Source organism: Rhabdothermincola sp., from assembly GCF_036846205.1.
Lineage (GTDB): Bacteria > Actinomycetota > Acidimicrobiia > Acidimicrobiales > Acidimicrobilacustridaceae > Rhabdothermincola.
Genome location: NZ_DAIUCK010000051.1, coordinates 1 through 22,340 on the forward strand (window position 1 = coordinate 1; position 22,340 = coordinate 22,340).

General features: G+C 70.4%; 24 protein-coding genes and 1 tRNA gene. 5 read left to right on the forward strand and 20 right to left on the reverse strand.

Features of this window, described 5'->3' with window-relative positions:
* Together V7004_RS08970 and V7004_RS08975 are read right to left on the reverse strand one after the other, a co-directional pair.
* Nucleotides 1–961 (reverse strand): NDP-sugar synthase (locus tag V7004_RS08970; protein WP_334143465.1); only part of this gene is annotated, 961 nt, incomplete at its 3' end.
* A gap of 11 nt (nucleotides 962–972) precedes the next feature.
* Nucleotides 973–1,677: a CDP-alcohol phosphatidyltransferase family protein gene (locus V7004_RS08975; RefSeq protein WP_334143495.1), complete on the reverse strand. Its 705-nt coding sequence runs from the start codon at nucleotides 1,675–1,677 to the stop codon at nucleotides 973–975.
* A 92-nt stretch (nucleotides 1,678–1,769) separates the two neighbouring features.
* Between V7004_RS08975 and V7004_RS08980 the strand changes: the two genes are divergently transcribed.
* Nucleotides 1,770–2,180 (forward strand): HIT family protein, encoded by a 411-nt coding sequence (locus V7004_RS08980; RefSeq protein ID WP_334143466.1) that lies wholly within the window; start codon nucleotides 1,770–1,772, stop codon nucleotides 2,178–2,180.
* 6 nt (nucleotides 2,181–2,186) lie between these two features.
* Here V7004_RS08980 and V7004_RS08985 read toward each other — a convergent pair whose 3' ends face one another.
* The 10 genes from V7004_RS08985 to V7004_RS09030 form a co-directional block, all read right to left on the reverse strand.
* On the reverse strand, nucleotides 2,187–3,665 hold the full coding sequence (locus tag V7004_RS08985) for a DUF2079 domain-containing protein (RefSeq protein ID WP_334143468.1): 1,479 nt from the start codon (nucleotides 3,663–3,665) through the stop codon (nucleotides 2,187–2,189).
* Nucleotides 3,666–3,667: 2 nt separating this feature from the next.
* The gene (locus tag V7004_RS08990; RefSeq protein WP_334143469.1) at nucleotides 3,668–4,390 is read right to left on the reverse strand and encodes an SOS response-associated peptidase; all 723 of its coding nucleotides are present in this window, start codon (nucleotides 4,388–4,390) and stop codon (nucleotides 3,668–3,670) included.
* Nucleotides 4,378–5,217, reverse strand: a complete 840-nt coding sequence (locus V7004_RS08995) for a crotonase/enoyl-CoA hydratase family protein (protein ID WP_334143470.1) — start codon at nucleotides 5,215–5,217, stop codon at nucleotides 4,378–4,380. Before V7004_RS08995 ends, V7004_RS08990 begins: the two co-directional genes overlap by 13 nt.
* Before the next feature lie 71 nt (nucleotides 5,218–5,288).
* Nucleotides 5,289–6,839: a lysine--tRNA ligase gene (gene lysS, locus V7004_RS09000; protein WP_334143472.1), complete on the reverse strand. Its 1,551-nt coding sequence runs from the start codon at nucleotides 6,837–6,839 to the stop codon at nucleotides 5,289–5,291.
* Between the two features lie 83 nt (nucleotides 6,840–6,922).
* Nucleotides 6,923–7,000, reverse strand: a tRNA-Pro gene (locus V7004_RS09005).
* 77 nt (nucleotides 7,001–7,077) lie between these two features.
* Nucleotides 7,078–7,275, reverse strand: a complete 198-nt coding sequence (locus V7004_RS09010) for a hypothetical protein (RefSeq protein ID WP_334143474.1) — start codon at nucleotides 7,273–7,275, stop codon at nucleotides 7,078–7,080.
* Between the two features lie 10 nt (nucleotides 7,276–7,285).
* Nucleotides 7,286–8,872: an acyl-CoA carboxylase subunit beta gene (locus tag V7004_RS09015; RefSeq protein ID WP_334143475.1), complete on the reverse strand. Its 1,587-nt coding sequence runs from the start codon at nucleotides 8,870–8,872 to the stop codon at nucleotides 7,286–7,288.
* On the reverse strand, nucleotides 8,838–9,914 hold the full coding sequence (locus V7004_RS09020; RefSeq protein ID WP_334143476.1) for a PP2C family protein-serine/threonine phosphatase: 1,077 nt from the start codon (nucleotides 9,912–9,914) through the stop codon (nucleotides 8,838–8,840). The genes V7004_RS09015 and V7004_RS09020 overlap by 35 nt, the downstream gene beginning before the upstream one ends.
* Before the next feature lie 124 nt (nucleotides 9,915–10,038).
* Nucleotides 10,039–11,394, reverse strand: coding sequence for a ribosome biogenesis GTPase Der (der, locus tag V7004_RS09025; RefSeq protein ID WP_334143477.1), 1,356 nt, complete (start codon nucleotides 11,392–11,394; stop codon nucleotides 10,039–10,041).
* Nucleotides 11,375–12,736, reverse strand: coding sequence for a DUF512 domain-containing protein (locus V7004_RS09030; protein WP_334143478.1), 1,362 nt, complete (start codon nucleotides 12,734–12,736; stop codon nucleotides 11,375–11,377). Before V7004_RS09030 ends, der begins: the two co-directional genes overlap by 20 nt.
* A gap of 52 nt (nucleotides 12,737–12,788) precedes the next feature.
* Here V7004_RS09030 and ispH point away from each other — a divergent pair, with 52 nt between their 5' ends.
* The 3 genes from ispH to V7004_RS09045 are packed head-to-tail and all read left to right on the forward strand — an operon-like array spanning nucleotide 12,789 to nucleotide 14,837.
* A complete protein-coding gene (gene ispH, locus V7004_RS09035) occupies nucleotides 12,789–13,850 on the forward strand; it encodes a 4-hydroxy-3-methylbut-2-enyl diphosphate reductase (RefSeq protein WP_334143480.1) in 1,062 nt (353 codons plus the stop codon).
* A gap of 2 nt (nucleotides 13,851–13,852) precedes the next feature.
* A complete protein-coding gene (locus V7004_RS09040) occupies nucleotides 13,853–14,257 on the forward strand; it encodes a hypothetical protein (protein WP_334143481.1) in 405 nt (134 codons plus the stop codon).
* Nucleotides 14,258–14,276: 19 nt separating this feature from the next.
* On the forward strand, nucleotides 14,277–14,837 hold the full coding sequence (locus tag V7004_RS09045; RefSeq protein WP_334143484.1) for an HD domain-containing protein: 561 nt from the start codon (nucleotides 14,277–14,279) through the stop codon (nucleotides 14,835–14,837).
* A gap of 20 nt (nucleotides 14,838–14,857) precedes the next feature.
* Here V7004_RS09045 and V7004_RS09050 read toward each other — a convergent pair whose 3' ends face one another.
* The 8 genes from V7004_RS09050 to V7004_RS09085 are packed head-to-tail and all read right to left on the reverse strand — an operon-like array spanning nucleotide 14,858 to nucleotide 21,243.
* Nucleotides 14,858–15,628 carry a lysophospholipid acyltransferase family protein gene (locus V7004_RS09050; RefSeq protein WP_334143485.1) on the reverse strand — a complete coding sequence of 257 codons (771 nt, stop codon included), beginning with the start codon at nucleotides 15,626–15,628 and terminating at the stop codon, nucleotides 14,858–14,860.
* Nucleotides 15,625–16,260, reverse strand: coding sequence for a (d)CMP kinase (cmk, locus tag V7004_RS09055; protein WP_334143486.1), 636 nt, complete (start codon nucleotides 16,258–16,260; stop codon nucleotides 15,625–15,627). Before cmk ends, V7004_RS09050 begins: the two co-directional genes overlap by 4 nt.
* Nucleotides 16,257–17,564: a 3-phosphoshikimate 1-carboxyvinyltransferase gene (gene aroA, locus V7004_RS09060; RefSeq protein WP_334143487.1), complete on the reverse strand. Its 1,308-nt coding sequence runs from the start codon at nucleotides 17,562–17,564 to the stop codon at nucleotides 16,257–16,259. The genes cmk and aroA overlap by 4 nt, the downstream gene beginning before the upstream one ends.
* On the reverse strand, nucleotides 17,561–18,646 hold the full coding sequence (locus V7004_RS09065; protein ID WP_334143488.1) for a prephenate dehydrogenase/arogenate dehydrogenase family protein: 1,086 nt from the start codon (nucleotides 18,644–18,646) through the stop codon (nucleotides 17,561–17,563). Before V7004_RS09065 ends, aroA begins: the two co-directional genes overlap by 4 nt.
* Nucleotides 18,627–18,992, reverse strand: coding sequence for a chorismate mutase (aroH, locus tag V7004_RS09070; RefSeq protein ID WP_334143489.1), 366 nt, complete (start codon nucleotides 18,990–18,992; stop codon nucleotides 18,627–18,629). Before aroH ends, V7004_RS09065 begins: the two co-directional genes overlap by 20 nt.
* 11 nt (nucleotides 18,993–19,003) lie before the next feature.
* Nucleotides 19,004–19,792, reverse strand: coding sequence for a pseudouridine synthase (locus V7004_RS09075; protein ID WP_334143490.1), 789 nt, complete (start codon nucleotides 19,790–19,792; stop codon nucleotides 19,004–19,006).
* Nucleotides 19,793–19,795: 3 nt separating this feature from the next.
* Complete coding sequence (gene scpB / locus V7004_RS09080) at nucleotides 19,796–20,464, reverse strand: SMC-Scp complex subunit ScpB (protein WP_334143491.1); 669 nt, start codon at nucleotides 20,462–20,464, stop codon at nucleotides 19,796–19,798.
* The gene (locus V7004_RS09085) at nucleotides 20,464–21,243 is read right to left on the reverse strand and encodes a segregation and condensation protein A (protein WP_334143493.1); all 780 of its coding nucleotides are present in this window, start codon (nucleotides 21,241–21,243) and stop codon (nucleotides 20,464–20,466) included. The genes scpB and V7004_RS09085 overlap by 1 nt, the downstream gene beginning before the upstream one ends.
* 136 nt (nucleotides 21,244–21,379) lie before the next feature.
* Between V7004_RS09085 and trpS the strand changes: the two genes are divergently transcribed.
* A partial coding sequence (gene trpS, locus V7004_RS09090) for a tryptophan--tRNA ligase (RefSeq protein ID WP_334143494.1) occupies nucleotides 21,380–22,340 on the forward strand: 961 nt, incomplete at its 3' end.

The window sequence follows — 22,340 nt, forward strand, 5'->3', positions numbered from 1 at the left end:
CCACCGCCCCCCGGAGGTGCACACCCTCACCCAGGTAGGCGTTGTCATGTACCACTGACCGCTCCAGGACGGCGTCATTGCGAACCCGCACGTTCGCTCCCAGCACGCTGTACTCACCGAGGCGGGCCCCGGCTTCGAGGCGACAGTTGTCACCGATCACCCCAGGTCCCACGATGACGGCCTGCGGGTGGACCTCGGCACCCTCCCCGATCCACACCCCCGGCCGCATCTCGAAGCCTGGGATATTGACCCGGACCTTGCCGTCCAGGATGTCCTTGTGGGCCCTGACGTAAGCCTCGAGCGTGCCCACATCCTCCCAGTAGCCGTTGGCCACCGCGCCGTACAGGGGACGACCCTTGTCCAGCAAGGCCGGGAAGACCTCGCCCGAGAAGTCGACCGGGCGGTCGGGCGGGATGTAGTCGAAGATCTCCGGCTCGAGCACGAAGATCCCGGTGTTGATCGTGTCGCTGAACACCTGCCCCCACGTGGGCTTCTCGAGGAAGCGCTCGATCGCCCCGTCCTCCTCGGTGATCACGATGCCGAACTCGAGCGGGTTGTCGACGTGCGCGAGGCCGATCGTCGCGACGGCTCCGCGCTCCTCGTGGAACCGCACGATGGCACTGAGGTCGATGTCCGTGAGCACGTCACCGGAGATCACGAGAAACCGCTCGGTGAGCTGGTCCATGGCGTTGCGGACCGATCCGGCGGTGCCGAGCGGCGTCTCCTCGGTGGTGTAGGCGATCCGGACGCCGAACTCGGACCCGTCGCCGAAGTAGTTGCGGATGGCGTTGGCGAGGAAGGCGACGGTGACCACGATGTCGTCGAAGCCATGCTCCTTGAGCAGCTCGATGACGTGTTCCATCATCGGCCGGTTCACGAGCGGGAGCATCGGCTTGGGGGCATTGGAGGTCAGCGGTCGCAGCCGGGTGCCCTCCCCGCCGGCCATGATCACGGCCTTCATCCCCCCGAAACCTATCCGGTCGCTTGCCCGGCACGGGCCTCGGGGGCTCGGCTGGCACGCCCGGCGCGCAGCGCCCGCCACCCGATGGGCACGTAGCCGACTGCGGCATAGATCGACAGGGCCAGACCGGGGATGGCAGCCAACCACGCCAGGTTCTCGAAGGCCGGCGCCCACGTGCTCGAGCTCGAGCCTGCCAGGAACAGCGGGAAGGCGAACATCAGGCAGAACGTGCCCGCCTTGCCGAACCACGTCACGTCGATCCGCTCCGCTCCCAGCGCGGCCAGCAGCACCGCCGCACCGCCGACGAGGGACTCCCTCACCAGCACGACGATGCTGAACCATCGGGGCGCACCATCCACCGCGAGGATGCCACCGACCCCGACGAAGAACAGCATCCGGTCCGCCACCGGGTCCAGGGTCCGGCCGAGGTTCGAGGTCTGGTTGAAGTGGCGGGCGATGTAGCCGTCCGCCCAGTCGGTGGCCCCGAGCCCGGCAAGCAGGCCCGCGGCCGCCATTCGGTTCTCCGTGCGCAGGAGCAGCCACAGGTACACCGGGAGGCACAGCAGGCGTACCAGGGTGATGGCGTTCGGGACGGTCGCGATCCGGTCGTCCCCCGGGAGCGCTCCGGACGCCGCGCCGACCTCCGAGAGCGGCGGGCGGGGCGCGTCGGGCGAGGCACCCAGCGGCGCACCGTCTCCTCCCGATCGGTGGGGCATCGTCACGGCAACCAGCCTACGATCCGGACCGGTCGGCGGACCGGCCCCGACCCGGCCCGAGAGGGCCCTCCCACCTACGAGGCAGTCGAGCCATGGCGACGATCTTCACCCGCATCATCGACGGTGAGCTCCCGGGACGGTTCGTGTGGCGCGACGAGCGCTGTGTCGCGTTCCTCTCCATCAATCCCCTCCGCGAAGGGCACACCCTGGTCGTGCCCATCGAGGAGGTCGACCATTGGATCGATCTCGACGACGACCTGGCTACCCACCTGCTGCTCGTCGCCAAGCAGATCGCGGCGGTGCAGCAACGGGTCTTCCAGCCGGTGAAGGTGGGCCTCATGATCGCGGGGCTCGAGGTGCCACACGTCCACCTCCACGTCGTGCCCATCGACGGCGTCCACGACCTCGACTTCTCGAACGCGGATCCCTCACCCGATCCGGCAGCGTTGGACGCGGCGGCGGCACGGCTGCGCGAAGGCCTGGGGACAACGCATCTCAGCTGAGCTCGCTCAGCGGGATGGCCCACGCCGCTCGAACACCACGATGTCGTGATCGTCGAGCACCACCGCGAACCCGCCGGTCTGCATCCCCAGCCGAAACACCCGCCGGTCGACCGCATCCCAGACCGGAACTTCCCGCTCGTCGAGGACGACGACGTCGACATCCTGAGCGGCGCGCACCGGGTCGGGCCGGTCTCCCTGCTCGAGCTGGTACAGCACCGGCCGCTCGGCCAGGACCTGCAGCATCGATCGGGACGCTCGCACGGAGGCCTCCGGCGGGATGAGCTCGCGAGCACGGAGCCGCACGGCGTCCACCTCGTCCTGGCCGCCCCAGTCCCACGGCTCCCGATACGGCGAGCTGGCCGCGTCGCGGACGAAGAACACCGTGCCCGCGAGCAGCAGCGCCCCGAGCAACCGGGGATCGACGGTGATCTTCTCCACCCCCATGCGGCCGAGGCGGTGGAGCGCCATCGCGGTGGCGAGGAAGATGAAGGCGGTGATGGCGATGGTCTGCTTCCCGAACACGGCCTCGGTCGGGACGTCCGCCACGAGGTAGAGGGTCTGCAGCGGGATCACCGGCAGCAGGTACCGGGGCGCCAGGACCGGCAGGAACACGACCGGCGCGAACAACGTGACCGCGAGGTTGAAGTTCTGCTCGCTGACCAGCCGGCTCAACACCTCGACGGGATGGGTCACCATCCCCCACAGGGCGCTGGCCGGGGTGTCGCCGAACGCCGCGAACGCGTCCAGGTGCGGGAAGCCGCCGTGTCCGAACGCAGGCTGGACGACCAGCGCGGCCACCACCGTCCAGGCGAGCGCGACCACGACGGTGACCAGACCCTGGCGGCGGTGACCCTCGACCGCCAGCAGCGCGCCGAGACCGGCGACGGCGAGGGCCAGATCGGCGCGTGCGCCGACTACCACCACGCAGCAGGCGGCGAACCAGCGCCAGCGGCCGGTGAGCCCGAAGTAGCAGGCCGCGAGCAGAGCCGGGAGGGCGACGACCGCAGGGTCGAATCCGGCCAGGTTGAGGTTGTGCAGCGTGGGGTACACCGCGTAGACGAACGCCAAGGTCGCCACCGCGCCCACCCGCAGGTTGGCCAGCCTCCTCCCGATGCGCCACAGCGGAACGATCCCGAGTGCGAGCGCCGCGGCCTGGATCAACAGCAGACCGGGGATGATGGTCGTCAGGTAGGTGACACCGACCATCGGGTAGAAGAGGAACGCCGCTTGCTGGGCCAGGACGTGTGACCCGTTGGTCACCGTCATGATCGGCTCGTGCCCCTCACGGATGTCCCAGGCGGCCTGGGTGTAGGCGGCCAGGTCCACGGTCCCGTCGAGCGAACGAGCCTTCGCCAACGCGAGAGCCGCCAGCCAGAGGAACAATCCGGCGGACACCAGCCACGGGAGCACTCGGTCGACCCACTCGCTGTCGAGACGGGCCTGCCACCTGAGCACGACGTTGTCGACCCGTCGCCGGAGAGTCACCGTCAAAGCACCGTGCCTCGGGTCTCGACGGGATCGATGAGGTGGCGGCCCTTGTTGCGCACGTTGTTGACCTCGAGACTCACCGGGTACAGCTCGATCAGCGAGGCCGGGGCCGGCACCAGGAGCCTGCCCAGAGTGTCGAGGTCATGCTCGGTGGGGTCGAGCCAGATGTCCCAGGCGCGTTCCGGGAGGATCACGGGCATCCGGTCGTGGATGGGGCGGACCTTCTCGTTCGGTTCACCGGTGATGATGCAGCATGAGCGGAGCTGTTCGTCCGGGGTCGTTGGGTTGCGCCAGAGCTCCCACAGGCCGGCGAACGCCAGCGGTTCGCCGTCGGCGCGGCGCACGTAGTAGGGCTGCCTGCTCTTCTTGCCCGGCTCCGGGCGCCACTCGTAGAACCCATCCGCAGGGATGATGCACCGGCGCATGCGGTAGGCGTGCTTGAAGGCGTTCTTCTCCGCCAGGGTCTCGGCCCGAGCGTTGATCAGCCGGTTCCCGATCGACGGGTCCTTCGCCCAGCGCGGCACCAACCCCCAGTGGAGGGTCTCCACCCGGCGAGTCGTCCCGTCCTCGAGCACCGCGTACACGTCGTTGGTCGGAGCCACGTTGTAGCTGGGCTCGAGCAGCGCCTCGGGGGCCTCGGCGCCGAAGTAGCGGGCGATCTCATCCGGCGGTGACGCCGCCACGAACCGGCCACACATGGCGTGGAACGCTAGTTTCCCCACCCCAACCGATCGTCCCCGTCGGGGATCGGGCCCGTACCCCCTGCGCCGTGCCTTCCCGCGCCGGCCACGAACCGGCTCGCGCCCTCACGGGTCTCACCGGACGCGATCACCCCGCGCCCGATCTCGGTCTCGTTGCGCAGCGCCTCCGCGAGGCTCAGGTCCCACTGCTCGTAGGACGACCGGCGGTCGCCGCGCAGGCATCGCTGCGGGAACCGGGCCATCTCGCCAGCCAGCGCGACGGCCTGCGCCAGCGCTTCCCCATGCGGGGTGAGCCGGTTCACCAATCCCATCACCCGGGCCTCCTCACCGCTCACGCCCCGACCGGTGAGGATCAGGTCGAGCGCATGGCTGTGACCGATCAAGCGTGGCAGGCGAACGGTGCCGCCGTCGACGAGGGGCACACCCCACCGCCGGCAGTACACGCCGAACACCGCGTCACGCGCCGCGACCCGCAGGTCGCACCAGATCGCGAGCTCCAGGCCGCCCGCCACCGCATACCCCTCCACCGCGGCGATCACCGGCTTGGACAGCAGCATCCGGGTCGGGCCCATCGGGCCGTCGCCGTCGAGCCCCACGCGATTGCCGCGCCCCTCCGAGATGCCGTTGAGATCCGCACCGGAGCAGAAGCTGCCCCCGGCGCCGGTGAGCACGGCCACAGCCAGCTCCGGGTCGTCATCGAAGCGGCGGAAGGCACTGGCCAGCGCTTCCGCCGTGGGGCGATCGACGGCATTGCGCACCTCCGGGCGGTCAATCGTGATCACCACGATCGGCGGCTCCGGCTCGTAGCGGACGCTGCCCGACGTCCCGGCTGTCTGCTCGGTGCCCATCGCGCCACGCTACCGAAGGAGCTGCGACGCCTCCGCGCGCCCGGCGCAGGCCGAGGGCGCCCGTGGGCCCGTCAGGGGTGACGGAACTCCTCCGCGGTGAGCCCCACCTCCGGGCGCAGGGTCGGGAAGAGGATCACCTCCCGGATGCTCTCCACGCCGGCCAGGAGCATGACCAGCCGATCGATGCCGATACCGAGGCCCCCACAGGGTGGCAGGCCGTACTCGAGGGCCCGGATGTAGTCCAGGTCGACGTCCCCTGCCTCCAGGTCGCCGGCCGCCTTGGCCAGGGCCTCGGCCTCGAAGCGAGCCAACTGCTCGACGGGATCGTTGAGCTCGCTGTAGGCGTTCGCCAGCTCCCGCCCGTCGACGATGACCTCGAAGCGCTCGACCAGGCTGGGGTCGGACCGGTGGGGCTTGGCCAGCGGCGAGGTCTCCCGCGGATGGTCGATCACGATGGTGGGCTCGAAGACCTTCGTCTCGGCCAACTCGTCGTAAACCTCGAAGACCATGCGGCCCGCGCCCCAGTGGTCCTGGTAGGCGACACCCAGGTCGTCGAGCACGGCGCGGACCTGCTCGACCGGCATCGACGGGTGCACCTCCACGCCCACGGTGCGGTGAATCAACTCGTTCATGGTGACCCGCGGCCACGGGGGCGCGAGATCGATCTCCCGTCCTCGCAGCGTGACCTTCGTCGTACCGTTCGCGGCGATCGCAGCTGATGCGACCAGATCCTCGGTGAGGGTCATCATGTCCGTGTAGTCAGCGAACGCCTCGTAGGCCTCGAGCATCGTGAACTCGGGGTTGTGGCGAGTGTCGATGCCCTCGTTGCGGAACACCCGTCCGATCTCGAAGACCTTCTCCATGCCCCCGACGACCAGCCGCTTGAGCGGCAGCTCCAGCGCGATGCGCAGGTACGTGTCGAGATCGAGCGCGTTGTAATGCGTGATGAAGGGCCGGGCGGTGGCGCCGCCCTGCTGCAGATTGAGCATCGGCGTCTCGACCTCGTAGTACCCGCGCTCGCGCAGCGTGGTGCGGATGGCGTCGATCGCGGACCGCCGCACCTCGAACACTCGCCGCGCCTCGTCGTTCACGATCAGGTCGACGTAGCGCTGCCGGTACCGGGTGTCGATGTCTGAGAGGCCCTTCCACTTGTCAGGGAGCGGGCGCAGCGCCTTGGCGAGCAACTCGAAGCGCTCGACCTTGACGGACAGCTCGCCCTTCCTGGTCACCATCACGAGGCCTTCGACCCCGAGCCAGTCCCCCCGGTCGAGATCGTTGAAGGCCGCGAGGGCCCCCGCGCCGAGCACTGCCTGCGAGGCGAAGAGCTGGATCTCGCCCGATCGGTCCCTCAGGTTGGCGAAGGTGAGTCGGCCCTGCTCTCGCTTGAGCATCAGCCGGCCGGCGACCCGAACCCGCTGGTCGGTCTCAACTCCCGGTCCGAGGTCGCCGAAGCGCTCTCGGATCTGGCCGATGGTGTGATCTCGATCGAAGCGGTAGGGGTAGGGATCGACGCCCCGGGCCCGGAGCGCAGCCAGCTTCTGCAGCCGCACCGCCCGGATCCCGGCCGAGGTCTCTACCTCGGTCTCGACGGGCGCGCCGTCGTTGGCCTGCGTCTCGCCCATCAGCTCCCCTGCTCCGAACGGCTCACCGAACCGCGCCCGCTGTCCGCGGTCGCCTGACCCGTGCGACGCAGGGGCGGTCCTTCTGGTCGGGCTGGCGGGATTTGAACCCACGACCTTCGGTCCCCCAGACCGACGCGCTAACCAAGCTGCGCCACAGCCCGTCGAGCAGCCACTCTACTGTGCCGCCGGGAGGGGTCGAACCGCCCACACGCTGGAGATGACCCGGCTCCGCCGAGGGCTACGACAGCAACCACTCAATGCCCTGGACCACCCGCCAGCCGAGGTAGACCACCGCGGCCGCGACCAGGATCCAGAAGTGCCAGGGCACGTGGGTGTCGGGTGGTTCCCCGATCACCCGACCGCAGGTGGGGCAGGTGCCGTCGGGAGGGAGGCTGTTCGGGTTCCAGAACTTCGAGCAGTCGTCGCACCACGGCATGCTGCCGACCTCACACCGGCGGCACGCCGTGGCGGCGCTCACTGAAGGCCCGACTCTTGCCGGCCGCCCGAGCCAGGCGGCGGGCGATCTCGTCGCGCAGCGCCGGGAAATCGACCACCGCGTCGACGACCAGCTCGGACGCGAGCCGCACCAGATCGACGTCCGCCTCGTACACCTGCCGCTGGCGCCGCACGAACTCCTCGCGCTCGACCGGGTCGTCGATGGCGGCGATCTTGTTGGCGAAGACCGCGTTGACCGCCGCTTCCGGGCCCATCACCGCGATCTTGGCGGTGGGCAGTGCGAGCGTCGCCACGGGATCGAACGCCGGTCCCGCCATGGCATAGAGGCCCGCGCCGTACGCCTTGCGTACGATCACCGACACCTTCGGCACAGTCGCTTCGGACACCGCGGTGATCATCTTCGCCCCGTGACGGATGATGCCCTGGCGCTCGACCTCGGTGCCGACCATGAAACCGGGCACGTCGGCGAGGAAGACGAGCGGGATGTTGAAGGCGTCGCAGCACCACACGAACCGGGCCGCCTTGTCCGCGGAGTCGACGAACAGCACGCCTCCCTTGTGCATGGGATTGTTCGCCACGATCCCCACCGGCGAGCCTTCGAGGAGCCCGAAGCCCACGATGATCTCGGGGGCGAAAAGGGGCTTGACCTCGAAGAAGCTCTCGTGGTCGACCACCCGGTCGATGACCTCGTGCATGTCGTAGCCGCGGGCATCCTGGTCCGGCACGATGTTGCCGTCCAGGACGTCGAGCGGGGGCCGGACCTCGTAGCGCGGGGGTGCCTCCCGCCAGTTCTGCGGCAGGTATGAGAAGTAGGCCTTGGCCTGGTTGATGGCATCCACGTCATCAACCGCAAGGTTGTCGCCACAACCCGAGACCGTGGCATGCAGGCGCGCACCGCCCATTTCCTCCAAGGTGGTGATCTCCCCCACCACCATCTCCGCCATCCGAGGAGAGCCGAGGTACATCGAGGCGTTCCCCTCGACCATGATCACGATGTCGCAGAAGGCGGGGATGTACGCCCCTCCCGCCGCGGACGGTCCGAACAGGCAGCAGATCTGCGGCACCCGACCCGAGAGCTTCACTTGGTTGTGGAAGATCCGCCCCGCTCCGCGGCGGCCGGGGAACAGCTCGACCTGATCGGTGATACGGGCGCCTGCCGAGTCGACCAACCAGAACACCGGCAGCTCGTCGCGCAACGCCGCCTCGGTCAGCCGCACGATCTTCTCGACCGTCCGGGCCCCCCACGACCCCGCCTTGACCGTGGGGTCGTTGGCCATCACGTACACCGGCCGGCCGTCGATCGTCCCGCTGCCGGTCACCACCCCGTCCGCGGGCAGCCCGTCCACGACCGCGTTCGCGAGCAGACCGTCCTCCACGAAGGAGCCCGGATCGAGCAGCAGGTCGAGCCGGTCGCGCACGAACAGCTTGCCCTGCTCGGCCAGCTTGGCGGCTCCGGTGGCCAGGTTGCCCCGCCGCGCCCGTGCGGCCAGGGCCGCGAGGTGCTCCGGATGGCTACCCGGCGTCCCGCTCGGGACAGGCGGTTCAGGCTCGGCGGATCGCGAGGATGGCGACGTCATCGTTGATGGGGCCGCTCGAGAAGTCGCGGGCGGCCTCGAGCAACGACTTGCACAGTACGTCCGGCGACACGCCGGGATCACGTCTGAGCGCGTTGGCGATGCGCTCCTCGCCGAAGAGCTGGCTGCCCGAGCGCACCTCGGAGAGGCCGTCGGTGTAGAGCAGGCACAGATCGTTCGGTTCGAGGGGAATCTCACGGCTGACGAAGGTGGCGGCCGGATCGAGCATGAGCAGCGGACCGGTGGCTCGCAGCGGGCGGACCTCGCGCTCGTGCCACAACCACGCGGCGGGGTGCCCGGCCGAGGCGTAGCGCAGCGTCCCCGCCTGCGTGTCGAACAGCACGACACACAGCGAGATGAACTCCTCACTGCGTCCCATGGCGGACATCTGCCGGTTCAGCTCCTCCAGCGCCTGGGCGGGGTCGCGGTACTGCCGGAGGAACACCCGTAGCAGGTACTTGGCCTGGAACGCAGTGATGGCCGGCTCGATGCCCTGGCCGGCCACATCCCCGATGACCGCCGCCAAGCGGGTGTCCGCCGGGCGGAACACGTCGTAGAAGTCCCCGGCCATCAGCCCTGCGCCCGCCTGGTAGACCCTGCCCACCTCGAAGCCGGGGAAATCGGGCAGCTCCTCGGGTGCCAGGCGAGCCGCCCAGCGGCGGGGGGCGAGATCCTCCTGCACGAGGACCTCCTGGGCTCGCCGCTCGAGCTCCGAGCGGCTGTGCTCCAGCCGCGCCTCGTTCACGAAGTTGCGACCGAACACCAGCGAGATGGCGATGGGCACGAGCATCACCGCGAGCAGGATCGCGCCGGCGCTGCGCCCCGCCACCGCTCCTGCCCCGGCCGCGAGGGCGAGCACGGCGTAGAGGATGGTGGTGTGCAGGTCCTTGCGGAAGTCCGAGAGCGCGAGTGCCTTGAGATCAGCGTCGCCCGACTCGCGCTGGAGCCGCTGGTAGAGCTTCTCGCGGTACCGCGCGGACCGGCCCCACACCGCCGCCGCCACGATGCTCCCGAGGGACACGAGACCCAAGAGCAACTGGTCCATGGTGCGCAACATCGTACTGAGGGCCCGGTAGCGACCGGTTGAGAACCGGTGACAGAACGCTGTGTACCTGCATCATCCTCGGTGCCTCTCGGTGTATGCCAAGCGGAGCGGCGACCCAGGTGGATCAGGAGGTGCGGCGACGCACTCGCAGCTTCAGCGGTGTGCTCCCGAGGTCGCAGCCCTCCCGGAGCTTGCGTTCCAGGTACCGCAGGTACGACGCCGGCAGCCCACGGTTGGCGAACAGGGTGAACGTCGGAGGGTCGACAGCGCCCTGCGTTGCGTACAAGACCCGGGCACCGTGGGGTGCCGGCTGGGCCGCCTGCGCGGCTCGGATCACCTCGTTCACCTTCCTGGTCGGGATGCGCCGGTGGTAATCCTCGATCGCCCCCGCCAGCGCCGGGAGCAGGCGATGCACCCCTTTGCCGGTCTTCGCGCTGATCTTCAACACCGGCGCCTCACCGAGGAAGCGCAGCTTGTGGCCGACCTCGGCCAGCACCTCCTCGCGGCGTTCAGCATCAAGGGTCTCCCACTTGTTGAGCAGCACGACGATCGGGCAGCCCGCCGCGTCGATCCGCTCGGCCAGCCGTTGATCCTGGTGGGTGACCCCTTCGGTAGCATCGATCACCAGCAGCGCCACGTCCGAGCGATCGATGGCCTGCAAAGCACGCACCAGTGAGTAGTACTCGGTGCCCTCCTCGATGCGTGCCCGGCGGCGCATGCCCGCGGTGTCGACGAAGCGCACCGGCCCGTCGGGGGTCTCGACCACGGTGTCGATCGTGTCCCGGGTGGTGCCGGGCAGGTCGTGCACCACCGCCCGCTCGTCACCGATCAGCCGGTTGAACAGGGTCGACTTGCCCACGTTGGGCCGGCCGACGATGGCCACGGAGAACACCCTTGCTGCCTCGTCTCCACGGGCACTGGTCCCTGACGGCTCCTCGGGTGCTCCGCCGCCAGCCGGCTCGGGCGCTGGCAGGCGGCGCACCACCTCGTCGAGCAGGTCCCCCGTGCCCCGGCCGTGGAGCGCGCTGACCGGCCAGGGATCCCCGAGCCCGAGCGACACGAACTCCCAGATAGCCGGCTCCCGCTTCGCGTCGTCGACCTTGTTGGCCACCACCAGGACCGTGACACCGCTCCGGCGGAGCAGCTCGGCCACTCGGGCGTCCTCCTCGACGACGCCCACCGTCGCGTCCACCACCAGCAGCACCACCGCCGCTTCGCGCACCGCTCGCTCGCTCTGGCGGCTCACCTTCTCGTCGAGGGCGCTGCCACCCGGAAGCCAACCGCCGGTGTCGACGAGCAGGAAGGGCCTGCCCCGCCATTCCGCCTCGAGCGCCTTGCGGTCGCGGGTGACACCGGGCTCCTCTTCCACGATGGCCTCTCGGCGCCCGATGATGCGGTTGAACAACGTGGACTTGCCCACGTTCGGGCGGCCGACCACGGCGACGATCGGCAGGGCCACGTCAGCCTTCCAGCGCGGCACGCAGCGCCGCTCCGTTCGTGGCCACCACCTCGACCGGCCGGGGCAGCTCGTCGGGGGTGCTGCCGTCGAGGAACCGTCCCCGTGACAGGCACACGTCCGGCAGGAGGTACCGGTGACCGGCCGGCTGCCGCCGGAGCGCCCGGTGGATATCCGCGCCGACGAGCAGACCGGCTACGCCCGTGTTGCCGCCGAAGAACTCGTTGCGGACCTCGATGATCCGCACGTCTCCCCGCCCCAGGCGGGCGATGATCGGCTCGAGCACCCGGGCGCCGTAGGTGCCGGTGATCACCCCGACGGGCGCGCCGGGCCGCACGGGCAGCTCCTCCCCCGCCGGCTCCCCGCGGCGGGAAGCCCGGTACCCCTCGGCGGGTGCGCCCTCGAGCCAGGCGAAGAACCCACTACGGGGGGCCATCGGTCGGGTACCCGCGCCGTCGAACTCCAACTCGAACGCCCGAGCCATGCCCACGCCGTCCTCGTGCATCGGGAAGCCCTCGTAGGCCTCGGCGGGTGGGAACGGCTCACCGGCGAGCAGGTAGTACTCGTCGGCTGCGAACACCAGCCGCCGGCCGAGCACCGCTCGGTAGACCTCCTGCCAGTCGTGCACCGCGGCCAGCACCGCGCCGGCCTCGGCGGGGGTGTGGGCCCGCATCCGGGTCTCGGTGTTGTATCTCGACACCCCGAGCGGCACGACGCACACCGTCGCCAACTCCGGGTACTGATCGAGCACTCCCGCGAGCGTGTCGTCGAGTACGTCACCGTCGTTCACACCCGGGCACACGACGATCTGGCCGTGGACCTCGATCCCGTGATCGAGCAGTGCCCGTAGCCACCGCAGGCTGGTGGCGCCGCGACGGTTGCGGAGGATCTCCGCCCGCCGCTGCGGGTCGGTGGTGTGGATGCTCACGTGCAGGGGGGAGAGCCGCTCGGTCACCACTCGCTCGAGGTCGGCCTCGGTGAAGCGGGTCAGGGTGGTGAAGTTGCCGTACAGGAACGAGAGCCGGTAGTCGTCGTCCTTGACGTAAAGGCTCTCACGCAGCCCCCGGGGCAGCTGGTAGATGAAGCAGAACTCGCAGTGGTTGTCACAGGTGCGCACCTGGTCGAACAGGGCAGTGTGCACCTCGACCCCGAGGGGCTCCCCGGCACGCTTGTGGACCTCGAGGGTGAGCTCGAGTCCGCCACGATTCACGTCGAGGAGGATCTCCGGCTCGTCGGCGAGCAGCTGGTAGGAGATGACGTCCCGCGGGCGCTCGCCGTTCAGCGCCAGGATCTCGTCACCGGGCAGCACACCGGCGACCGCCGCCGGCGAGGCGGGTGCTACCGCGACGACACGAGGGGCGGACACAGGCCCGTCAGGGTACTGGCGCCGAGCGCGCTCCCGGTAGCCTGGGCTGACCATGAGCACCCTGCGAGCCGACCCCCCTGACTCGACGGTGGAGCGGGTGCTGTTGGCCGCGCCCCGTGGGTTCTGTGCGGGGGTGGAGATGGCCATCAAGGCCCTGGCGTGGATGGTGCGAGCCTTCGAGCCGCCCGTGTACTGCTACCACGAGATCGTCCACAACCAGCGGGTGGTGCAGCGCTTCGAGGACCTCGGGGTGATCTTCGTCGACGACATCACCGACGTGCCTGCCGGTCGGCCGGTCATGCTGTCGGCTCACGGCTCCGCACCGGAGGTCGTGGAGGCGGCGCGAGCCAGCGGAGGCTACGTCGTCGACGCGGTCTGCCCGCTGGTCACCAAGGTGCATCACGAGGTGAAGGTGCGAGCCGGAAAGGGCTACCGGATCGTCTACGTCGGACACGAGGGGCATGAGGAGGCGGTGGGCACCATGGCCGTGGCCCCGGAAGCCATCCACCGGGTCGAGACGGTGGAGGAGGTCGATGCCCTCCCCGAGTTCGAGCAACCGGTCGCGCTGCTGGCCCAGACCACCCTTAGCCACCGTGACTGGGCCGAGGTGGCCGAGGCCACCCGCCGCCGCTTCCCCGACCTGTGGATGCCCGGTCGTTCCGACCTGTGCTTCGCCACCACCAACCGCCAATCGGCGCTGATGCAGATCGCTCCTCGGTGCGATGCGGTGGTGGTGATCGGCTCCGCCAACTCGTCGAACACCCGGGCCCTGGAGAGCATCGCCCGGGCCGCAGGCTGTCCCCGCGTCCATCGGGTCAACGGTCCGGAGGAGCTACCTGACGACCTGAGTGGCGTGGTCGGGGTGACGGCCGGGGCCTCCGCACCCGAGGACCTCGTCGATGCCGTGATCGCCCACCTGGCCCCCACCGGCGGGGTGGAGGAGGTCCGTTTCACGGACGAGGACGAGTACTTCCCCCCACCGCGCAACCTGCGAGATCTGCTCTCGGCCGTCGACTCCTTCGCCACCTTCGCGCTGGGCGGCTCCCCCGCGAATCGCCCCGGGGTCGACGACCGCCGGGTGCGGGCCAGCGACGTCCTCGCCTCCCTCACCTGACCGTGCTTACCGCCGACTGGACGACCGTCCGCCTGTTCCTCCACGTGCTCGCGGCAACCGTTTGGGTCGGCGGGCAGCTCACCCTCGCCGGTCTCGTCCCGACCCTCCGGCAGCTCGGCCCGGACGCTCCTCGGGCGGTCGCCCGCCGCTTCAACCGGATTGCGTGGGCCGCCTTCGCCGTGCTGGTGATCACCGGCGTCTGGAACCTGTTGGCCATCGACGTCGGTAGCCGCACCGCCGCCTACCACGTCACGCTCGCTCTCAAGCTGGTGGTCGTGGCGGCTTCCGGGCTCGGTGCGGCCTTCCATGCCAGAGCCCGCTCCCGGGCCGCGCTGGCCGCCTGGGGAGCGGTCAGCCTGGCCGCCGCGCTGGGGGCGACGTTCCTCGGGGTGCTGCTCGCCGGCTAGCGGCGCGACACTGTGGGCTATGGCCGCAACCAGCTTCACCCGCATGGACCACTCCACCGCCGAGCAGTGGGCGGTCATCGGGGCCGAAACCGCGAAGAACCAGGTCCGCGTCGCCGACCGCATGCTCGACCTGCTCCGCTCCCTGTCGTCGATCACCGACGGCTTCGCCACCGACCAGCTCACCCACTGCCTGCAGACCGCCACCCGGGCCGAGCGTGACGGCGCCGACCCCGAAGTGGTCTTCGCGTCCCTGATGCATGACGTCGGCAAGGCGATCAGCGTGCCCAACCACCCGGCGATCGCCGCAGAGATGATCCGGCCCTACGTCCGCCCGGCCGTCTACGACATGATCCGGGTGCACCAGGACTTCCAGGGCCGGCACTACTACCATCACTTCGGCGGCGACCCGGACGCCCGCGAACGGCACCGGGCCGAGCTCGATCCCGAGACCTTCGCCCTGGCCGAGCGGTTCGCCGACCAGTGGGACCAGACCGCGTTCGACCCGGACTACGACACGCTACCGCTCGAACACTTCGAGCCTCTCGTGCGGGAGCTGACCCGACAGGCGCGGCTGTTCTGAGTGCCCCTCCGGCCGGTGCCCTATCCGGCCACGCGGTTCGGGTGCCCGGCGCGGGCCTGCGCCTCGTCGAAGAGCCGCTGGATCTCCGCGCCCAGGCGGGCGGTCAGCTCCCGAGTGGCCCGGCGTGACACCCGACCGGTCTCCCCCTTCGGAGGGGGCATGAGTGGATCGCCGACGACGATCGTGATCTTGGCCGGTCGCGGGAACTTCATGCCCTTGCCCAGCGCCCGCTCGGTGCCTCCTATGCCGACCGGCACGATGGGGCACTGGGTGCGGATGGCCAGGTACGCCGGTCCCTCGAACAGCTCCTGCACGGTGGGTCCGAACTGGCGGGTGCCTTCGGGGAACATCACCAGGGGCTCACCCCGTTCGAGGACCTCCAGCGAGGCTCGCAGCGCGGCCCGGTCGGCCGAGGCCCGCTCCACCGGGAAGCCGCCCGCGGTGGTGAGGAACCAGGCCCCGAAACGGCTCTTCCAGAGCGATTCCTTCCCCATGTACCGGAGGCGCCGGCGGGTGATCGCCGCCACCACCGGGGTGTCGAGGTTCGAGCGATGGATGGGCGAGACGATGAACGCGCCGCTGGCGGGCACCTTGTCCTGGCCGGTGATCGACAGCCGGAAGTAGGTGCGGGCCACGATCTGGACCACCCACCACAGGAAGCGGTACATCACCCGCTGGCCGAGGGTCATCTGCTCGCCGCGCCGGTGACCCTCCGGGATGATGATCTCCCGGTCGGCCTTGACCTTCTCGATGGCTGGTCGGCGATGCGAGCCCGGCGCTGCGTCGCTCACGCCAACCTCTCCATCACCCGCTCGACGATCTCGTCCACGCCGAGCTCCGAGGTATCGACCACGAAGGCATCCGGCGCCTCTCGCAGGGGGTCGTGCGCTCGTCCCTGGTCGAGCGCGTCACGTCGGGCGAGGTCCGCGGCCACCGTCTCGTAGCTGAGGTCCGAGACCTCCTTCGACCGCCGGGCCGCTCGGACCTCGGGGCGGGCATCGAGGTACACTTTCAGCTCGGCATCCGGGAAAACCACCGTGCCGATGTCCCGGCCCTCGATGACACCACCCCCGCGCTGCTCGGCCCAGGCTCGCTGCCGGCGGCGCATCTGCTCCCGCACACCGGGATTGGCGGCCACGATGCTCACCGCTCGGGTGACCTCGGGCCCCCGGATCTCGATGGTCGCGTCGGCGCCATCGACCCGGACCGTCCCGTCGTCAGTCATCTCCAGCTCGCAGTCCTCGGCCACGCGTGCCACCCGCTCCCCGTCGTCAGGATCGATGCCCCGCCGCAGCGCGGCGAAGGTCACGGCTCGGTACATGGCTCCGGTGTCCAGGTAGTCGAGACCGAGCTTCTGGGCCAACGCTCGGGCCACGGTGGACTTCCCCGACCCCGCGGGGCCGTCGATGGCGATCACCCTCATCGGCTCGTCAAGCTACCCGTTGCGCCCGAACCGCCCCGCAACTGCTCCAGCACCTCGAAGTATCGGGGGAAGGTCTTCGCCACGCACCCCGGATCGGCGATCTCGATCCCCGGGACCCGCAGCCCGAGCAAGGCGAAGCTCATGGCCATCCGGTGGTCGTCGTAAGTCTCGATGACCGCGGGGCGCGGCACGCCCGGGTTGATCACCATCCCGTCGCTCGTCTCGCGGGCCTCGATCCCGGCCCGCCGCAGCTCCCGTACCACGGCCGCGATGCGATCGGTCTCCTTGGCTCTGATGAACCCGATGCCGGTGATCGCCGTCGGCGACTCGGCGAAGACGGCGGTGACCGCGAGCGTCGGCGCGGTGTCGGACAGGTCACGCAGGTCCACCGTGAGGCCCCGCAGGGTGCCGCCGGCGGCGACCTCCACCCCGCCGTCGTACCAGGTGACGACAGCCCCCATCTGCTCGAGTACCTCCAGGAACCGGACATCGCCCTGCAGCGACGACCGTGACAGGCCGGGCACCCGCACCCGCCCCCCGCTGATCACCGCCGCGGCGAAGAAATAGGACGCCGCGGAAGCGTCGGGCTCGATCGGGTAGCGGGTGGCGCGGTAGCCGCCAGGCTCGACCCTGAAGCGACCGGGCCCCGGTCGGTGGACGGTCGCGCCGAAGGCTTCCATCACCGCGACGGTCATGTCGACGTAGGGCACCGACACCAGCGGGGTCGAGACCGCGAGGTCAAGCCCTCCCGGGTAGCAGGGGGCCGCGAGCAGCAGGCCCGAGAGGAACTGGCTGGACACGTCACCCGACACCGCAGTCGATGCTGCCCGGGGTGGGCCGTGAACCGTGACTGGGAGGTGACCGGACAGCTCCCCCTCAACCACCTCGACACCGAGAGCCCGGAGCGCGCTGATGCCGTCGGCCATCGGGCGGGCGCGCAGCGGCGGCGCGCCGTCGAGGGTGAACGGCCCGCCACCTGCACCCAGCACCGCCAGCAGGAAGCGAGAGGTCGTCCCACTGAGCCGGGCGTGCAACTCCACGGCACGACCGGGCAACGTTCCGTTCACCCCGATCACCCGGAGGGCCGTCTCGCCGTCCTCCCACCGGAACCGCACCCCGAGCCGCCCGAGGCACTCCATCATCGCCTCGGTGTCATCCGCCAGCAGCGCACCGGGCAGTGCGCTCTCTCCCGATGCCAGCCCCGCGCAGAGCAGGGCCCGGTTGGTCAGGCTCTTGGAGCCGGGCAGGGTGATCGTCGCGTCCGGCGGTGCATCCAGCGGTCGGACCGCGTAGGTCTCGCTCACGGAAGGCGGTGCACCGACGGCCGGTACCCCATGGCCACCAGGCCGTCGTGCAGTCGATCCGCCAGCTCCGCCTCGACCAGCAGGATGAGCAGGCCTTGTGGTCCCTCGGCCGAATGGGCGATCTCGATGTCGGCGATGCTGACGTCGAGATCGGTTGCGAGGGTGGTGATCTCGGCCAGCACACCGGTGCGATCCGGGATCGGCACCCGCAGCTCGGCCAGCTCGTCGGGGCGGGCGTACCGGACGGGCAGCGCCAAGCGGGCCTCCCGGGCTCGCTGGAGGATCGCCACCAGCTCCGCCCGCTCCCCCTTGTCCACCAGGTGCCGGAGCTCGGTGAGCGCATCCACGAGCCGATCGAGCTCGTCGACGATGGCGGCGCGGTTCTCGGCGCAGATGTCGGGCCAGATACCGGGATGGCCCGCCGCGATCCGGGTCATGTCCCGGAACCCGCCTGCCGCCAGGCGCAGCAGGGCCCGATGCTCGCTGGCCCGCTGGTCCGCCAGCCGCATGAGGGTGGCGGCCGTGAGGTGGGGGATGTGTGAGACCACCGCCACCATGGTGTCGTGACGCTCCGGGGGGACGCTCACCACCTCGGCGCCGAACGAGCTGATGATCGACCGGATCGCCGCGTACGCCGCGTCGTCGGTGCCGGCCACGGGGGTGAGGACCCACGTGGCCCCTTCGAACAGATCGGCCCGCGCCCCGTCGACGCCCTCGAGCTCCGAGCCGGCCATCGGGTGGCCGCCCACGTAGCGGGGATCGGCCATCAGTTCGAGCATCGGGCCCTTCACGCTACCCACGTCGGTGACCAGCCCACGGGTGGAGGCCAGCGCCTCGGTCACCGCGGCCGGGATCGCGCCCACCGGCGTGGCGATGAAGGTCACCTCGGCCCCGGGATCGTGCCCCACCTCGTCGAGGGCACCCAGCTCGAGCGCCCGCCGCGCGGCCCCCGGATCCCGGTCGGTGCCGGTGACATGCCACCCCCGAGCTCGTAGGGCGAGCGCGATCGACCCGCCGATCAACCCGGTGCCCACGACGCACGCGCGGCGACGCTCCTCCATCTCAGGCCGGGAGGTCGTCACGGAGGTTGCTGGCACCTTCGAGGTAGACGTGGTGCAGCTCGTCGCGCGACCGGTCGGTGGTCAGGTGCATGAGGACCCGGATGCAGCGGGGTGTACCCCCGTCGATGTCGAGCTCCCGGGCGCAGAGCAGCGGCACGTCCCCGAGCCCGAACTTGCGGGCCGCCGCCGCAGGGAACGCCGCGTGGATGTCGTCGGTGGCGGTGAAGATCACGCTGATCAGGTCGCGCTTGTCGATGCCGTTGCGGTCGAACATGGCCGTGAGGAGCGCGATGACCCGGTCGAAGATCTGCTCTTCGGTGTCTTCGTCGACGGTGGTGGCCCCGCGGAGCGCTCGGACGGTGGGCATCGGCACCGATGCTACCGGCGCGGGCGTGCGCGCCCCGCCCACGAGCTACCCCCCTCGCCCACTGACGCCGAGGCGGCTCGCTCGAGCGCCCGTACCTCGGCCGGGGTCAGCTCCCGCCACGTCCCGGGTCGCAGCTTGCGATCGGTGATCGGGCCGATGCGGGAGCGCACCAGGCGCTGCACCGGATGTCCGATGGCCTCGCACATGCGCCGGACCTGGCGGTTGCGTCCCTCGTGGATGGTGATGCGCAGGAGGTTGGGCGCCACCAGCGCGACCCGGGCAGGGGCGGTCGGGCCATCGTCGAGTTCAACGCCGTCTCGGAGCCGGCGGACGGCCCGGCGGGAGGGCGTGCCGGCGACCTGCGCCAGGTACTCCTTCTCCACGCCGAAACGGGGGTGCGTGAGCCGGTAGGTCAGCTCCCCGTCGTTGGTCAGGATCAGCAGGCCCTCCGTGTCCGCGTCGAGTCGCCCCACCGGGTGCACCCGCGGCTCGGCAGGCACGAGGCTGACGACCGTCTGCCGTCCCTGGGGATCATCGGCGGTGCTCACCACTCCTCGTGGCTTGTTCAGGAGGTAGTAGACGAGACCGGGCCGGACCGACACCGGCACGCCGTCGACCTCGATACGGTCATGGTCCACGTCGACCCTCCGGCCCAGTTCGGCCACCTCGCCGTTCACCGTCACCCGGCCGGCGGCGATCAGCTCCTCGCAGGCTCGGCGGCTCCCGAGGCCCGTTCGGGCGAGGACCTTCTGGAGGCGATCGCCGTCGTCGCGCCCGGCGGAGCGCCCGGAGGAGCCCACGGCTCAGGACGGCTCGGAGCCGCCGCCGAGAACCTCCCCAGCGGGCCCTGCCAGCTCCTCGTCCGCCCGGTCGGCCGCCGCCTCCTCGCGACGCTCCGACTCGCCGGTGGCGGTATCGGCCCGCAGGCCGGCCTCGAGGGCCTCGACCACCTCGGGCCCGGGCACGAAATCGGCGATCGGGGGGAGGTCGTCGATCGTGGCCAGGCCCAGCCGCTCGAGGAACAGGTCGGTGGTCCCGAACAGCACAGGCTGGCCGGGGCCAGGGTCACGCCCCACCTCGGCGATGTAGCCACGTTGCTCCAGCGTACGCACCACGCCGTCCACGTTGACCCCCCGGATGGCCGCGATCTGGGCACGGGAGATCGGCTGCTTGTAGGCCACGATGGCCAACGTCTCGAGCGCTGCCGCCGACAACCTCGCGGTCTGCCCCTCCAGGACGAACCGCTCGACGTAGGCCGCGAGGTCGGGGTGGGTCTGGAAACGCCAGCCGCCCGCCACGTTGGCGAGTACGAACCCCCGCTCGTGCTGCTCGTACTCCGCAGCGAGCGCCCGCAGCAGCTCGTCGATCTCGGTCGGGCTGGTCTCGGTGACCTGGGCCAGCAGGTGGGGGTCGACCGGCTGGTCGGCCACCATGAGGATGGCCTCGACGGCCCGCCGGGTATCGGAGGTCATCAGCCCTCGTAGACGTCGATGGCGGCGAGATCCGCGGCCCGAACCCTGGGCGAGGCGATCCACAGGATCTCGATGTCACCGAACGAGCGGGTCTGCTCGATCTCGATCAGGCCCTGCTTGTACAGCTCGAGCACGGCGAGGAACCGCACCACGACCTCCACCCGGTCCACGAGGCTCGCGGTGAGCTGGCGGAACGTCACCCGCCCGGCCCCAGGCAGCTCGTCGACCAGCTCCTCGACCGCGTCGCTGACGCTCACCCTGATGGCACCGACGTGGCTCAGGTCGACCACCGGGGTCGGCCGCGGCGCGGTGGCCCGGAGGTAGGCGGCGTGCAGGTCGTGGCCGTCGATGCCGGCCAGCAGGTCCGGGGTCAGCTCCAGGAAGCGCTCTTCGAGGCCGGCCCGTCGCGGGTAGGAGCGGCCCGCATCCGCGGCCAGGGCACCGAGGACCTTGGCCGCGTCCTTGAAGGTCTTGCAGTCGAGCAGGCGGGCGAGGAGGAGGTCGCGCTCCTCCCACAAGGCCAGCTCATCGTCGAGGTCCACCCCGTGCTCATCAGGCAGCAGGCGCTTGGCCTTCAGCTCCACCAGGGTGGCCGCGATCAGGAGAAACTCCGTGGCCACCTCCAGATCGAGCGCGTCCATCCGCTCGAGCTCCGCCAGGTAGGCATCCACGATGGACGCCAGCTGCACCTCGTAGAGATCGACCTGCTCGCGCAGGATCAGGTGCAGGAGCAGGTCGAAGGGCCCTTCGAACACAGGGGTCTGCACGGCGTAGGACATCGCGCACACACGATAGAGGCGCCGCCGGGTGGCGGCGCGCATCCTCCCCCGCCACCCGACCAGCGGAGCCCAGACGGATCACCGTCGAGCGCAAGCCGTTTCAGGGCCGCCGGAGGCACCCCGTAGCATGACCGGCATGACGCGGGTCTTCTCGGGCATCAAGCCCACCGGTGCCGTGCAGCTCGGGAACCTCCTCGGTGCCCTGCGCTCCTGGGTGCGCGAGCAGCACGAAGCCGATTCCTTCTACTGCGTCGTCGACCTCCATGCCCTGACCGTCCCGCAGGACCCCGCCGAGCTGCGGGCCCGCACGCTGGAGCTGGCCCAGGTCCTCCTCGCCGTCGGCATCGATCCTGATGTCGCCACCCTGTTCATCCAGAGCCACGTCCCCGAGCACACCGAGCTGGCCTGGATCCTGGAGTGCACCGCGGCCTTCGGTGAGCTGCGTCGCATGACGCAGTTCAAGGACAAGTCCGAGGGGGCCGAGTTCGTGTCCGCCGGGCTGTTCACGTACCCGGCGCTCATGGCTGCCGACATCCTGCTCTACGACACCGATCGGGTCCCGGTCGGCGACGACCAACGCCAGCACCTGGAGCTGGCCCGGGACCTCGCCATCCGCTTCAACCACCGCTACGGGGCCGGCACCGACGTCTTCGTGGTCCCCGAAGCGGCGATCCCGACGGTGGGTGCTCGGGTCATGGACCTGCAGCACCCGACCCGCAAGATGTCCAAGTCCGAGGACTCGCCGCAGGGCACGATCCTGGTACTCGAGGACCTCACCAGCGTGGAGCGCAAGATCAAGCGGGCGGTCACCGACACCGAGACCGAGGTCCGTTTCGACCCGGAGGCCAAGCCCGGGGTGTCGAACCTCCTGTCGATCATGGCCGCCATCACCGGTGAGGAGCCGGAGACCATCGCCACTCGCTACACCCGATACGGACCGCTCAAGGCGGACGCCGCCGAGCTGGTCTGCGAGCTGCTGCGCCCCATCCAGCAGCGCTACGCGGAGCTGGCGGCGGACCCGGGTGGCACCGCGGCGATCCTGGCCAAGGGGGCGGAGAAGGCTCAGGCGGTGGCAGCACCCACGCTGGCTCGGGCCC